The organism is Roseivirga sp. UBA838, from assembly GCF_002296035.1.
In the GTDB taxonomy this organism is placed as follows: domain Bacteria; phylum Bacteroidota; class Bacteroidia; order Cytophagales; family Cyclobacteriaceae; genus Roseivirga; species Roseivirga thermotolerans.
In genome coordinates this window covers 158,132-172,014 of the sequence record NZ_DBHC01000020.1, presented here as the reverse complement: position 1 = coordinate 172,014, position 13,883 = coordinate 158,132, and the positions used below count along the sequence as shown (strand labels likewise).

The window sequence follows — 13,883 nt, the reverse complement described above, 5'->3', positions numbered from 1 at the left end:
GACATGACCGCCAACAGCAGACGAAAGTTCATCAAACAATCAGCCGTTGTGAGCCTTGGCTTTATAGCCCTCTCGCGATGTGCCGGCAAAGCGATATCCAATAGTAAAGTGCAACTTATCAGTGATCCTAAGGGCTACCTGGATTTACCCGAGGGTTTTTCTTATAAGATTATATCCAAATGGGGAGACCCCATGGACGATGGCCTGAAAGTACCTGCCCGACCCGATGGAATGGGAACTTTTGAAGCGGCAGACGGCAAAGTACTAATAGTCAGGAATCATGAGAATAGCCCGGGCCGAAAGGAAGAAGGTGCTTTTGGCAATGAAAATGAAAACCTGAAGTCTTTTGGGACAGAAAACCTGTTCGATGCGGGTAATTCGGAATACCCGGGTTTAGGAGGAACCACCACTTTGGTTTACAATGAAGAAACCGGAGAGGTTGAGAAACAATACCTGAGTCTGGCAGGAACCTACCGTAACTGTGCCGGTGGAATTACCCCCTGGGGTAGTTGGCTCACTTGTGAAGAAGACGTAACCAGGCCTGAAGGCCCGGTAGAGCAATATCATGGATATGTATTTGAGGTGCCGGCTTCTGAAAATATTCTGGTGGCCGAACCCAAGCCAATTAAGGCAATGGGGCGCTTCAACCATGAAGCTGTGGCGGTAGATCCGGAAACACATTATGTGTACCAGACCGAAGATACTCATGATGGACTGATCTACCGGTTTATACCAAACAACAAAAACGACTTGCATAGCGGAGGTATCTTACAAGCCCTTGCCATAAAGGATAAACCAGGTTTCGATACCCGAAACTGGGAAGAGATCACCATTCAACCCAATGAAAAGTTAGAAGTAGAGTGGATCGACCTTGACAATGTAGATTCTGAAGAAGATGATCTAAGATATAGAGGTTTCGACAAAGGAGCGGCTCGTTTCGCCAGAGGTGAGGGAATGTGGTATGGCAATAAGGAAGTTTACTTTGCCTGTACCAATGGTGGCCCGAAAAAATTTGGTCAGGTGTTCAGATACTCACCGGAAGACCAAACGCTGGAACTATTTGCAGAGTCTGCCGATAAAACCATACTCCATATGTGCGACAACTTGTGCATTGCGCCCTGGGGCGATGTGGTACTTACTGAAGACAATGGAGAGTTGAACCATGTACGCGGTATCAATCAAAAAGGAGAGTTGTACGATATAGCCTGCAATAGGAGTTCCAAGTCGGAATTTGCCGGGGTTACTTTCTCACCTTCAGGAAAAACCCTTTTTGTGAATATTCAGGAAAACGGAGATACCCTGGCCATTACCGGCCCTTGGGAGCATATTGTCAAACCTTAATATGGGCTGAGTATGTTGCGAACATTAATACTCGTGTGTGTGCTTTTTTCAGGGCTATGTGCTCATGCACAAAAGCCCCTGCCAAAATCTCATGCCCACAATGATTACAACCATGAAAGACCACTCTTAGATGCCTATTCCTTCGGGTTTACTTCAATTGAAGCAGATGTGTTTGAGGTAAATGGTGAACTGTTTGTGGCGCATGATTATGAAGATATCTCGGTAGAAAGGACACTCGAAGCACTTTATTTTCAACCCTTGGATAGTATAGTGAGGGTTAACCATGGCAGTGTCTATGCGAATAGCGACTTGCCTTTTTACTTAATGGTAGACTTTAAGAGCGATGCTCACACCACGTATATGGCTTTGGCTGAGTTGCAGAAAAAGTATGCACACCTATTTACTAAACTCACTAAAACTGGAGTGGAGAAAGAAGGGCCTGTTACACTCTTTATTTCTGGCAACCGACCGCTTGGGTTGGTGAATGACAACCCCGGTTTAGCCGCACTGGATGGCCGGCCGGACGACTTAGGTAAGGGTATTGGTAGCCACATTATGCCGGTAATTAGTGTGAGCTTTAGAGCCTACTCTCAATGGAATGGTGAAGGAAAACTGCCGAAGGCAGATCGAAAGAAAATCAGCAAACTGATAAAAGAAGCCCATGTTGAGGGGAAGAAGTTTCGTTTCTGGGCAATTCCGGATAACCGGAATAGTTGGCAGCAAATGGAAAAGCTGGGTGTAGACTTTATCAATACCGATAAGCTGGAAGAGTTCTACAGATATGGCACCGGGGCATAGAAGCTGTAGTCCTAAGTGCTGGTAGGGGCAATAGAGGTTAATTAAAGCACTTTTTCGATCAGCTCCTTGATAATTTTAGCGGCAACCATTCCCGTTACACCATTTAGGTCTCTTTTGGGGTTGTATTCTACCACATCTAAACCCACAATTTCGAGCTCAAGTGACTGAATAATATCGAGTACCTCTCGGGTGGAATAACCACCCGGCTCATGGTGCGAAACACCCGGTGCATAAGCCGGGTCTAGCACATCCAGATCGAAACTCAGGTAAACCGGTCCCTCCAGATTCAAGCCTTTGAGTTGGTGCCGGTCTTTCATGGTGTTTACGGTTACTCCAAACCGATCGGCTTGTTCTTTTTGATGCTGAGTCATGGTGCGTATGCCTATTTGCGTGAGCTGTTGTGCATATTGGCTTTCCATTATTCGGGCAAAGGGACACGCATGCGAAAGCTTATTGCCATCCAGCACATCGTAGAGGTCGCCATGGGCATCGAAGTGAAGAATACTCAGTTGAGCATACTTTTTGGCCATTGCTTTAACAATAGGATAGGTAATGGAGTGATCACCTCCAAGACTAAAGGGTATAGCTCCCTTAGCAAGGATGCTGTCAATTGTTTTCTCAATTGCCCAATAGTCAGAGAGACTGGTTTCTCCACACCATTTGAGATGGGGGATATCTGCTATCTGAATGAGAGATTCAGTGTAGAAGTTTGCTGAGTCGGAATTAATGGCATCCACTATGAGCTGGGGAGCCAGGGCAGGCCCTTTCAGAAAAGAAGAGTTTTCATCGTATGGTAGTCCTACAAGGGCTATATCGCCCGGAGATAGTTGGTGGATACGGGTGGGGTTAAGACTCATGGCAAACAAAGAGGTTGGCTCAAAAGTAAGACTTTATAGTGGCCTGCCGAAAATGTATTTCCGTGGGTGGCAGGTGGTAAAATCTGGTTTTGAACTCACCTCTCTGTATAGCTTGCCTTATTTTAGGGGTACTTTTTGAGCCGTGGCCAAACCAATAAAATTGGTTGAGATAAGCTTCATTGGGTTTCTGACCTTTAGAAACTTTAGAATAGCCCCTTTCATATCGCCTGGGAATATAATAGAAAGCATGTGTGTGAGATCGGCCATAGGCTTTGGTTTCAGCAAGTACTCTTGCCCGTCTACTTTTATTTTTACCAAAGCTCGGGCGGCCACTTCAATGGTATTGGTTTGATCATACTTTAGTGCCATTTTAAAATACCCGTTGGCGTCTGTTTTGGCCGATGCAATATAGTTGGTCGAAGACATGGCGTAGCCGTTCTCATGCCATAGTCCTACCAATTCCACATTTTTATTGGCCACCGGACTATCGTTTTTAATCAGCTGACCCGTCACAATCAGGTATTTGTCATGATCCTTGCTTTTAGTTCGTGCCAATCGTCCGCCCGGCCGAGCACTCCTGCTTTTTTTATTTACACCAATGAGGGAGTAGCTTTGGGCTACACCGGGTGCTTTTAGCTCTTGTTGTATAGATAATATTCTGTTTCTCATGGCAGTGTTATTGAATAGTTATGTCTTTGATGGCGGCAATCCCAACGAAATTGGTGGATATCAAACTGAATGGATTGGGTGCTTTCAGGAGAGTAAGAATAGCGTCCATAGTAGTGGTAGGGAAAACGGCTCGCATGGCAGCTCTTAAGTCTATTCCGGTTTGGGTGACCATATTGTGGTTTTCCGTATTAACGGTTACTTCTATAGTCGCTTGAGTGACCGCTGCAAAGTTGTGGTTCTCATACTGAATGCCCATAAAAAACTCTCCGTTCTGATTGGTTATAGAGCTGCCTGTATGTACCTGATAGTTCATGCGTTGGCCGGTATCGTTTACCATTTGTACAAATGCCACTTCAGCACCGCTAACCGGTTGTCCGTTTCTTAATACCCTTCCTATTATGGGTAGGTACTTGTCGTAATTGCTTTTGTTATAGGCGCTGTGCAGGTGGCGCTTGGCACTGGCTTTGGCCACTTTCTTCATTTTTGGGTTATTGGTTAACAACTCTTGTTGTATCGCCAGCATTCTATTTCTCATCACTATGTTTTTTTGTATTGTTCAAAAGGTTTAAGTCTTCGTTTAATTCATCTTCGCCCATGAGTGGCGGAGGTGTTGAAGCATTGTCACTGGTTTCGATAGAAAATTCACCCAGGCTTATGGCTTTCGTTTTGGCTATGTTATTGCCAATCTGATCGAATAAATGATGTGGGTCGGAATAGTCGACAGGTACTGTTTCGGCCTTAGGCTGTGAGTACACCGGCTGCTTCTTTTGCTTTGGTGGAGCTGTGCTTTGTTCACTACTGGCCTGGGGAGAATGGTTTATCTCTTCCAGGTTTTCGTTAAAAAACTCATCGAATTGATCTTCGAAAGCGGAGTCCATAAAGTCTGAAAACCCATCAGTTATATCGGTTATTTCCAGTTGCTTTACTTCGTGGAGTGCATCTTTGGCCTGAGAATAATCGGGAGAGTTGGGTAGTACCGGAATGGTTGGCTGTTCATTACAGCTCAGTTCAATGGCCTTTAGGTCATCGAAGTAGCCAGACCTTACCTGACCGGACTGAACCATGCGTGCTTCAGCTAGCCGGTCAGGAGCAGGTTTGGCCTTTTTATGACGTTGAACGTCATGATGTAATATGAACAGTTTACCCCTTTTCATAGCGATCAGACTGATGGAGTAGAGTCGTTCCGGTTTTCAAGTTTTTGCAGTATGGCCTGCTTCAGGTCGTAGCTCACGCTATAGGCACTGGCCCATTCGTTGCCAACAGCAATCAACTCAAAGTCGTTGAACAGCTGATAGGTTTTATGTCCTTGCGGAGTTATTACCACCAACTGGGCATCTATAATTGCCGCAAGCTGTGAGGCATCTTCTTTCTGGCTAAAGTCAATTCCATTCACAAATTGCTGAATGAATTCTGGGCTATTTTCCATAACGGCATAATCGGCAGGGTTAGCGGGAAAATCGTCTAACCCGGCTGCATGCAGCATGATGGCCTTTATGGATTCGGTTGGTGTCATATCAATGGATTTGGCTTTCGAAAGCTTAAGTTTTTTACTCTCGGTGGGTGTAGGAATTGGGGTTGGAGCCGGTTTGTTCGGATAGGCCACCTGGTGTTTAGAACCGCTTTCTTCAGAAAGCGGATAAACCTTGCCGGTGGGAGCAGAAACTTTTACACCTACTATATCGGCTATCTTCTTGAGCTTGTTGGCCCCCTTGGTACCTGCTCCTGTATTACAGCCTCTCAGAAAAATTTCACCGGTTTCGGCAAACTTGCCCTTAAGTCTTTGCAGTTGTGGTTTCCACTCTGATTCGTTACTGTTTATGTACTTATTGGTCTTTAGTACTTTGGCACTACCCATTACTATAATGCCTTTGTTGCCATGGCCAATAATGGTAAGCTTGCCTATCTTTTGACCTTCTTTGAGGTGGTTTAGTACCTTATCGACCATGTCTTTCACGCTTCCGGCCCTTAACTCACCGAGAGTGAATAGTGCACTGCCTCCCAGGTAACCATCATTGTTGTGATCAATCACCGTAATATCTACGGTGGTGTTAGTACCAAAGTCTTCAGCCCTTTGCGAACTATTGTAAGAGAGTTTGGAGTTGGGATCGAAGAGGGTCAATACTTGCTCGCGCAAGTGGGGGCTAAGTTCATAGGCCAGGGTAAAGTCTTTGTCTATCAAATGGTGGAAGTCGTTGAAGATTGTAAGGTGCTGGTATTGGCCCCCTCGTTTGAGGAATACAAGGCCATTGGCTTTGGCCGCAAGCCCTTTCAGATCGGCTGCATCGGTGGGTGTCAACTGGGTTTGGAAGTTGCCAATCCACTCGCTATCGGTTTTGCTAATATCGGCCTGTTCCGGTTTCTCGTTCCAGTTTATTTCTTCACGGGTACTGAATAGTATTTCTTCTAAATCTCTAAAGAGCATACTGTTTGGATTGGTGTGGGCTGTGGCCTTGGCTGCTTTTTCTTCGCTAGGTGTTTTTTTGGGTATTGGAGCCGGAGAACCCGGGAAGGCCACCTGATGCACCGAACCGGCTTCTTCGGAGCTGTCGTATACCTTGCCTGTGGGGGCATATACTTTCACGTTTAGAAAATCGGCCAGTTCTTTAAGCTTTTTACTTCCGGCCTGTCCGGCTCCCACATTGCAGCCTCTGAGAAAGAGTTCTCCACGGGTTTCGTCAAACTTATCCTTTAACTTAGCCAGCTCTGGTTTCCATAGGGTAGCATCACCATTGATTATCTTACCTCCGATGTTGCCCATACCGGCCCCTACAGAAATATTGCCTTTGGCTCCGTGGCCGCTTAGAGTGAGTCTTCCAATTTTTTGTCCCGGCTGCAAGTGTGCTAATACTTTCTGTACCATGTCACTCACGCTGGTGGCTCTTAATTCTCCTGCTACGGCAGAGGCCCTTTGCGGAATAAAGCCATTGTCCATGGTCTTATCGGCTTGCTCCAACACCTCTATGTTCACAATGGTGTTTTTAGATTGTGCTGATACCGGAGGCATTTCCAGGTCTTCAAAGGCCAGGTAATCATCTTCTATGGCAATAGAGGCTCCCTTTTCCGTACTTCGGTTTTTCTCAATCTGCTCGAATAAGTCGTAGGGCTCATTGGTAACCTGAGCAGGGGCCTGCTCTTTTGGGGGAGTAGCTTCGGCTTTGGTAGGGGCAGAAGGAGCTTCGGGTACTTCATCGTCCAAATGCACCTCTCTTTTGTGATCTACCAGGTTTTTGGTTTCCGGATCGTAGAGTTTTTCACCACTCAGTATGGCTTTTAGATCTTTGGCAAAATCTATTTCCTCCTTGGTTTTTGAATCGGGTTTATCGGGAACTTCCTCTTCCAATCGGTCGAAGTCAGGAATGTCTTTGGCCAATACGGCAGAACCGTTGCCACCGGAAGGATTATCGAGCTTTTGGTCAATGCGATTCATTTCCCTGTCTACCTGATCTGAAGGTTCTGCCGGTTTAAGGTCCGAGAATTTATCTGTTCCAATGGTAGCTCTTCGGGGAGAGGCGGTGTTAGGGGAGTCGTCTTTGTATACATAGTCATTGTTTACCAGCTCAAAAGAACCTTGCGCTTCGGCTTCTTCTGATGGACTGAAAAACTCTTTAGTTGCGCTTTCGGCTGATTGTTCGTGGGTTATTTCAATAGATTCTGAGTTGAATTGAAGTTGAATGGCCGAGAGGTCGTCATAGAACTGCTCGGAACGGCTTTGCCGGGTTAGTCGAAGCGATTGAGCTACAGCCTGGTTTTGAGGGATTTCGATATGGTAGGCAGGGTCGTCCGGTGGCAAAAAATACCTCGATATTCGACTTTCTGTTTTTATGGCTTTCTCGAAAGCCGGTTTGTCTTCTATAGATGATGGTGCAATGTCAATGATGTTTACCTGGCTTGGATCGGCCGTATGTCGGGAAACGTTAGTGGGGCCCAAGGCATTAATTTTGGCTAGCATTCCGGCTATTATTTCACTCTTGCTTTTGCCTTCGGCTTTTAATCTCACGTACTCCTGAATTACTTTGTCTCCACTGGCTCCATAGAGCCTCAGTTGAGCTTCTACTCCTTCGTTTTCAAGATTTCTGTACATAATGGCGGCCTGATCTTCGGGTGTTCGGGTACTGTCAGAAATAGTGGCCTTGGTGAGATTGGCAGCTTTGAGCAGGTCTTTTATAACCTGAAGAGAATAATCGGAAACGGCTGCCTGATTGACTCCATTTTTGAACGAAACAATAATTTCGCTTTTGTTGAACATGTAAGGACGAGTGTCCCGGTGCCGTTTGGCAGGGGAGGTCCGTTTCAATTCTTTCTGAAGGGCGTTTAATCGATTCTTCATGATTAGTTCTTTAAGTTCAGTGTGTACAATGCGTATGGGTCAAAGGCAATCATTACCTCATTGGCTTGGCTAAGTGTCTGGTCTTGAGGGATTATAACCCTAACCAGTTCTTCGGAGGCTTCCAGTACCTGTGCTTCCTTATTGTTTATTTTTACCACCGGGGTAAAGTCGCTGCTAAGAGCCAGGTATTCTCCGCGAATGTCTAGCAGGCGGTTGTTATTGGCCTGAGAGAGGGATACTTTTTGAATGCGTGGTGCGTGCTGATCTCTCCTGGATCTGTTAATGAGATTGGCCAGTTTGTTGTAGTTAATGGGTTTGCCGGTTTTTTTGAGAATGGGTTCGGTCTTCTTCAGATCGCCCACGCTGGTGATTCCTATTTTTCTAAGCTCTTTTTTGGTTTCCTGATCTATGTCTTCCACTTCTTCAATAGAAATGTCATTGGCACTGGGAGCCTTAGATGTTTCCCTCACCTGTCTGTCGGTAATGGAACCCAGCTGTAAGGAGACTTTGGAGGCTCCTTGCTGACCTGGTTTGGCGGTTAAGAAGCGGATGTCGTCACCATCGAATTCAGGAAAAATCTGTAGTTCCAGTTCAACATCTTTCACCGAATAGGTGAGTGGCTTGTTGAGTGCCTTTACCGCCAAAGTTTCGCGCACTTTGTCTAATTCTACAGTGAGCGTGTCAATGAAGGTTTCCAGTTTCCACGATTGATTGTTACTTCTCATCTTTTTCCAGGCTTATGTTTACTTTGAGTTGATGAAAAACAGGCATAAATGAGGTTTCTACAGTTTGTGTGGGTGGAGCACTACCTAATACCATCTCTCCACTTTCTGTCATTATCACATCCATTTCTATGGGAGTAGAAATGCTCATATTTTCCAGGTAGAGACTAAGGCCTTGTTCCTCATCACGCAATTCTCCGGCTATGTCAATCATATCGCTGAAGAACCCGGAAACTGGGGCTAGGGCCTCATCAATCAATTGGTAGGACTCTTTTTCCATATTATTTGTGGCTTATGTTCACGGTCTTAATGGGCATGAGACTTACCTTTTCTTCGAACAATACCTTCATTCCATTAATCTGAATGCCCGATATGTTCATGTTTTGGCTCAGGCCCTGTTTTATTGGATATTTTGTTGGGTTTTTCATGTCAATGATTTATCGGTCTGAACTTACTCCTATAAAGTGCACCGCGGCAGGTAGCCCAAAGTGCACGGTTTCTTCGGTAAAGGCTGTCGGCTGGCCGTTGAGGTCGGCCTCAGCTGTCTTTTTCAATACAATCTCTCTGATTTGCAGTTCGGGAAATATCCAAAGTGCTAAAGTGTCTCCGGTTCTTCCTCTGAACTCCAGTTGTGTTCGGGCCGAAAAAGCAGACTGCCCTACAAAGTGGTCGCTGCTTAGAGCCTCCAGTTGATCTTGGGAAAGCGAAGGGTAATCGCTTACACGAGGCAATAGCTGGTTGAGCAATGTAATGCTTGCTTCAAAGCCACTAAGCAACTTGCCCTGTACGTTCCGCTCCTCTCCAAACTCTGCCGGGTTATTCCATTTTATCCGGGTTTGGTTCTGTGCATTCCTGCTGGTTTGGTTAGAAAGCTGATAAATGTACTTGGTGTCGAAAGTGACCTTTCGTGTAGAACCCTTAAGGTCGGCTTGCCATACTTTGTGCCAGAAGTCCCTGTGCTGGTTCACATCGTTTAGAGGAGCCGATGAGCCTACCACACCTCCCACGTGGCCAAACATATAGGCCGAAGTAAAGGTGACCAGAGTAGTTTTCTGAGTGCCTATTTTTTGTCCCTTACTGTTTTTCCAGATCAGCGAGAGGCAAAGCAGCAGGTCTTTGTTAGAAGGTACATCCAGCAGTTCATGGGCTTCGAAAGAAATAGTGTCCAAAACTTCCCCATTTTGGAGGGTGGGCACTTTGAACTTCTTTTCTACAAACACCGTGAGTTTTTCAGGGTCTTTGATAATTACCTGCACAATGGTTTCGGGCAGGGTTTTGGGGGTGCTCACCTGAATGGGCACCCTAATGGCAGCACCTTTGAGAAAGGCTTTGCTCTGAGACTTGCCCGATTCGGCTCTTTTGAGTTTAAAGTCGAAATCTACTGATCTGATCTGCTTAAACGGGATGGCCTTGGCATTACTTGCCAGCATCAGGCTCATTCCGGCCAGAATTCGTTCCACCGAGGGGTCGTCTACACCCGGGTTAAGTTTTTCCAGGTGCTCCATATCTTGCTTGTCTAGCTTGGCCGTGCCATCGATTATGGTGTTCAGCATTTTATTCGGGCTTTCTATTATTGATTTCATTACCTCCGGAGAAAGCACCTTCTGGAGCATGGGAATCAGTGCAGCCAGTGCCGGAGCCACTTTGGCTTCGGAATATTGGCTTTGTGCCCTGGCGGTGGAAAGGTTGGGGAGTTTTTCGAGCACAGTTTTGACCAGGTTAAGAAATTCAGGACTCGTAAGGTCTATGGAAGCTCTCCCATTGCCTGCCTGGGCAGGAGCGGTTGCTGTAGCTCCACCGTTGAGTAGGCCTCCTCCGGCACCACCTAACAGGCTGCCTACAATATTGGCTATGCCCGATGCTCCTCCGGCACCCGATACCAATCCTTTGAGTATGGGGCCTGCAGCACTTATAACTCCCGGTATGGCTGCAATTAACCCTTGAATGAACATGGCATCGCTATATTGCTCTTCTTTTAGTGTAAGCGGTTTATGGTCTATGTTAATTGTATTCATGGTTTGTTGGTTTGAAAATCCTAACTCTGGCATGGTGAAATCTCCATCGTTTCCATTCAATGAAGACAGCATTCGAATGCTTATCAGGTCGGAGAAGGTTGCCCCCGTTTGTTTGCGATCGGCATAGCTAATTAGCTGCACATACGACTGCCTTTCCTGAAGGCGTTCGTTAGGCAATACTATCTTACCTCTTCCCAGGGCTTGCTCAGGTATGTTTTTGAGCGGGGTGGTGTAATAGACGTTGTCTATAAACCTAAGCCCTGAGCGCTTGGATCTTCGGGTTTCGCGCCCTACACCCAACTTGAAGAAGCGATTGGCTCCCAAGTCGAAGGTGAAGTGATGATTCCCTCCGAAGCTACCTTCATATTTTAGATAAGCCAGGGCCACAACTACTTAGGTGTTGGACTGGTTGGTGGAGCGGCCTGTTGCGAACCGTTGTTAGTAACGGGGCCGTACATCTGGGCAAAATTATCTAACTGAAAGTGGTCGGTCTTAAACACAATTTCCACTTCACCCATAAGTTTGGCTTTGAGTTCGTCATTGGCCACACTTTTGGCCGAGCTCACGCTCATGTTGGTGTTTCTGGTACTGCTTGTGCTACCACCTCCGGCTCTGAAAATGCCAAACAAACCTCCGCCAACACGGCTCGACTTGCCACTGGAGGTTGAGTTTTTATTAAGTGCTTTGTCTTGTTTTTGCACATTCCGGTTGGCCTTAAAGTCGAACACTACCCCGGCTTTTACCTTACCTTTTTCTACCACCAGGCGCGTAACCCCCATGAGTATCATTTCGCGCAAAGCGGTACGGTGTTCTTTGGCCATGGCTATTTTAGCCTCCATTATTTTGGCTTTTATCTGGTTGTCTCCCAGGTCTACAGGTTCACCGTTTGAGTTTGTTAGCACCGTCTTTTGTCCATCGCCACTATTGCCGCTGTCTGAGTCATCATCCAGGTCTTGAAAAGACATGCCGAATTCATCGCTGTTGTTTTCGGCCAGATAGGCAAAAGTGGTGGTATCATCAATTTTGTTGATGAACGAGGCCAAATCGGTTGTGGCCTGTTTCATCAGGCGGATGTAATCGTCTGTTTGCGACTTCATTACGTCCATGTTGGCATCGAAAACCGAACGCAGTAAGTCCCCTACAAAATCGGCAAAGTTAATGTCTTCCTGAAGGTCTTTGAAGGCATCCACTCCAGCCTCATAATTGGGGGCATGGCGACTGTCGTCAATGTTGTCGCTGGCTTTGGGTACATTGGCCATGGCGGTGGTTAAACCACTCTGGTGGGCCAGCTTGTCGTATTCTGCTTTTACGGTTTCTCTATAAATAGACTTCTGGTCTTTTATGGGCATGCTTCTGAAAGAAGGGGAGAGTGCCAGGGCATTGCGCGCCTTAGACCGGGCTATTTCCTTTAATTGTTCTTCTTGTGTCATCGTTGAAATGATTTAATGGTTTTTGAACATGAGTGAATGGTGGCCTCTGGGTTTAGAAGTCCCAATCATCATTATCCTCATCCAACATGTTGTCAATTTCTCTCTCGTTATAGCCATCACTGTCTTCATTATCAATGAGTTGGCTTTGAGATATGATGAAGTTCTCGGCAATGTGAAGGAATTCAACAAAGTTTTCTTCTGTAACAGAACCTTCATCGAAATCGGCTATCCAACGCAACAGCTTATTGCCTTCTATGGCAGCTCTTCTCAGGGCCGAAACGTTCGGAATAGAGTCAAACTCTGACTGGCTTACGCGCTCTATTACCTTCCACATGCTTTTCTGATAACCATAGCCCAGTTGGTCTACTACGGTTTGCTCACGCAGTATCTCAATGGCGCTTTGCAGGTGGGCGTACATTTCGCGGGTCATGGCTTTTACCATGCCGCTGGTACGAGTGGTAAGGTTATACTGGATGTCTTTAAGCGATTGGTAAACAGGGGTTTTTGAAATATAATCGGGGCTGTCGGCCGACTCATATTTTTCTATGTAGCGTACAACTTCTTCCATGAGCACCTCCCACAGTTGTGAGAACTCCTCGTTGGCCACCATGTTATCGAGCATTTCGGCATCGCCAATGTTGAGCACCTGTTTGTAGAACATGGCTCTTTCTTCCATAGTGGTGCGTTCTTCACGAAGCTTGTAGTAGCGATATAACTTTGAGGAGGTTTCTCCCTGTGGAATGTCCAGTCGGCCTTGAGTCCAGGCCAGAATAATGGCATCGGCAACTCTGAAGATACCCAGGTCATCGCCTAGTGTTTTAATGTAGAAAAGAGCCGCAGCGGCATAAATATTTTCTTTGTCTACTCCTTGTTCTTCAATCGTTTCAAAGGTATCTACCGAATAGTCCCACTCGCTGTCATAAGTGTTGGAATACAAATTACTTATGGGGTCTTCACCGTTCGAGCTTTTTTTAATGGCCTGAGCATAGGCGTAAAACAGAGCTTCATCGAATTTTTGAGAGGGGTTGTTAATGGCGTCCTGAGTGACCACCAGACCTACACTCATAAGGTAATTGGCCATTGATTTTTTGACTTCATCGGTGGCTTTGGAAGGGTCTACCTCAGGTTTGGGGCGCGAAAAGAAGGCTTCTATGAGATCAGGAATAAGTCCCAAATCGTCCAGTTCATCGATAAGTTTTAGGATGGGCGATTGAGTGGCATTAATGGAGGGGTTCTTCTTTATCACCTCCGTTAATAGGGCTTTGATGGAAACCGCTTGTTTGTCAATGTTGGCATCGTCCATTACATGCCTGATAACTTCGCTGAAGAACTCTACTTTCATACGATTGGTCAGGGCCGATACTCTGGAGTATATACCCTGAGTATCAGTAATTCCTTCTTTGAGAATCACCTCATGAAGAATGGTTACATAGAGGCTTTCTTCGGCCAGCAGATACCGGAGGGTATTGTGTATACCGCTCTTATTGATTTTTTTACTCACTTCATCGATAGTGAGGGAGTAGCCTGCTTTAATAAGCTCTTGCCTCTTGGCTTGATGCTCCTTAGAGGCTTTCTCTTTAAGGATTTTGAGGGCATGTTTGCTGTGCTCATCTGCCGTTAGCCGGGGAGCTGCAATTCTAAATTCATTGGCTACCAGTTCCAGTAATTGGTAGTCTAAACCTACTGATTCTACGGTGCCGTTGTTTTCGTTTTTGGTTTTCATA

The 13,883-nt window shown here is 46.0% G+C and carries 13 protein-coding genes; 2 read left to right on the top strand and 11 right to left on the bottom strand.

What is annotated here, in order from left to right; genetic code table 11:
* Positions 1–3 precede the first annotated feature (3 nt).
* Positions 4–1,341 (top strand): alkaline phosphatase PhoX, encoded by a 1,338-nt coding sequence (locus tag B3O12_RS07860; protein ID WP_286755879.1) that lies wholly within the window; start codon positions 4–6, stop codon positions 1,339–1,341.
* Positions 1,342–1,353: 12 nt separating this feature from the next.
* Positions 1,354–2,139 (top strand): phosphatidylinositol-specific phospholipase C/glycerophosphodiester phosphodiesterase family protein, encoded by a 786-nt coding sequence (locus tag B3O12_RS07855; protein ID WP_286755878.1) that lies wholly within the window; start codon positions 1,354–1,356, stop codon positions 2,137–2,139.
* A 41-nt stretch (positions 2,140–2,180) separates the two neighbouring features.
* Here B3O12_RS07855 and speB read toward each other — a convergent pair whose 3' ends face one another.
* From speB to B3O12_RS07800, 11 genes are all read right to left on the bottom strand, one after another.
* Positions 2,181–2,996 carry an agmatinase gene (gene speB / locus B3O12_RS07850; RefSeq protein WP_286755877.1) on the bottom strand — a complete coding sequence of 272 codons (816 nt, stop codon included), beginning with the start codon at positions 2,994–2,996 and terminating at the stop codon, positions 2,181–2,183.
* 117 nt (positions 2,997–3,113) lie between these two features.
* Positions 3,114–3,665 (bottom strand): hypothetical protein, encoded by a 552-nt coding sequence (locus B3O12_RS07845; RefSeq protein WP_286755876.1) that lies wholly within the window; start codon positions 3,663–3,665, stop codon positions 3,114–3,116.
* Positions 3,666–3,672: 7 nt separating this feature from the next.
* Positions 3,673–4,200: a hypothetical protein gene (locus tag B3O12_RS07840; protein WP_286755875.1), complete on the bottom strand. Its 528-nt coding sequence runs from the start codon at positions 4,198–4,200 to the stop codon at positions 3,673–3,675.
* Positions 4,190–4,819: a hypothetical protein gene (locus B3O12_RS07835; RefSeq protein ID WP_286755874.1), complete on the bottom strand. Its 630-nt coding sequence runs from the start codon at positions 4,817–4,819 to the stop codon at positions 4,190–4,192. The genes B3O12_RS07840 and B3O12_RS07835 overlap by 11 nt, the downstream gene beginning before the upstream one ends.
* Before the next feature lie 5 nt (positions 4,820–4,824).
* On the bottom strand, positions 4,825–7,992 hold the full coding sequence (locus tag B3O12_RS07830) for a DUF4347 domain-containing protein (protein ID WP_286755873.1): 3,168 nt from the start codon (positions 7,990–7,992) through the stop codon (positions 4,825–4,827).
* Positions 7,993–7,994: 2 nt separating this feature from the next.
* Positions 7,995–8,717: a hypothetical protein gene (locus B3O12_RS07825; RefSeq protein WP_189629595.1), complete on the bottom strand. Its 723-nt coding sequence runs from the start codon at positions 8,715–8,717 to the stop codon at positions 7,995–7,997.
* Entirely contained in the window at positions 8,707–8,994 is a 288-nt protein-coding gene (locus tag B3O12_RS07820) for a hypothetical protein (protein WP_286745676.1), read from the bottom strand. Before B3O12_RS07820 ends, B3O12_RS07825 begins: the two co-directional genes overlap by 11 nt.
* A gap of 1 nt (position 8,995) precedes the next feature.
* On the bottom strand, positions 8,996–9,142 hold the full coding sequence (locus B3O12_RS07815) for a hypothetical protein (RefSeq protein WP_189629597.1): 147 nt from the start codon (positions 9,140–9,142) through the stop codon (positions 8,996–8,998).
* Between the two features lie 9 nt (positions 9,143–9,151).
* The gene (locus B3O12_RS07810) at positions 9,152–11,116 is read right to left on the bottom strand and encodes a hypothetical protein (protein WP_286755872.1); all 1,965 of its coding nucleotides are present in this window, start codon (positions 11,114–11,116) and stop codon (positions 9,152–9,154) included.
* Between the two features lie 2 nt (positions 11,117–11,118).
* Positions 11,119–12,159, bottom strand: coding sequence for a hypothetical protein (locus B3O12_RS07805; protein WP_189629599.1), 1,041 nt, complete (start codon positions 12,157–12,159; stop codon positions 11,119–11,121).
* 52 nt (positions 12,160–12,211) lie between these two features.
* Complete coding sequence (locus tag B3O12_RS07800) at positions 12,212–13,882, bottom strand: hypothetical protein (RefSeq protein WP_286755871.1); 1,671 nt, start codon at positions 13,880–13,882, stop codon at positions 12,212–12,214.
* Between the last annotated feature and the right edge of the window lies 1 nt (position 13,883).

What these genes read in the sequence shown, in the direction of transcription:
- B3O12_RS07860 (WP_286755879.1), top strand. Translation starts at nt 4, where the DNA reads ATGACCGCCAACAGCAGACGAAAGTTCATCAAACAATCAGCCGTTGTG.
- B3O12_RS07855 (WP_286755878.1), top strand. Translation starts at nt 1,354, where the DNA reads ATGTTGCGAACATTAATACTCGTGTGTGTGCTTTTTTCAGGGCTATGT.
- speB (WP_286755877.1), bottom strand. Translation starts at nt 2,996, where the DNA reads ATGAGTCTTAACCCCACCCGTATCCACCAACTATCTCCGGGCGATATA.
- B3O12_RS07845 (WP_286755876.1), bottom strand. Translation starts at nt 3,665, where the DNA reads ATGAGAAACAGAATATTATCTATACAACAAGAGCTAAAAGCACCCGGT.
- B3O12_RS07840 (WP_286755875.1), bottom strand. Translation starts at nt 4,200, where the DNA reads ATGAGAAATAGAATGCTGGCGATACAACAAGAGTTGTTAACCAATAAC.
- B3O12_RS07835 (WP_286755874.1), bottom strand. Translation starts at nt 4,819, where the DNA reads ATGAAAAGGGGTAAACTGTTCATATTACATCATGACGTTCAACGTCAT.
- B3O12_RS07830 (WP_286755873.1), bottom strand. Translation starts at nt 7,992, where the DNA reads ATGAAGAATCGATTAAACGCCCTTCAGAAAGAATTGAAACGGACCTCC.
- B3O12_RS07825 (WP_189629595.1), bottom strand. Translation starts at nt 8,717, where the DNA reads ATGAGAAGTAACAATCAATCGTGGAAACTGGAAACCTTCATTGACACG.
- B3O12_RS07820 (WP_286745676.1), bottom strand. Translation starts at nt 8,994, where the DNA reads ATGGAAAAAGAGTCCTACCAATTGATTGATGAGGCCCTAGCCCCAGTT.
- B3O12_RS07815 (WP_189629597.1), bottom strand. Translation starts at nt 9,142, where the DNA reads ATGAAAAACCCAACAAAATATCCAATAAAACAGGGCCTGAGCCAAAAC.
- B3O12_RS07805 (WP_189629599.1), bottom strand. Translation starts at nt 12,159, where the DNA reads ATGACACAAGAAGAACAATTAAAGGAAATAGCCCGGTCTAAGGCGCGC.
- B3O12_RS07800 (WP_286755871.1), bottom strand. Translation starts at nt 13,882, where the DNA reads ATGAAAACCAAAAACGAAAACAACGGCACCGTAGAATCAGTAGGTTTA.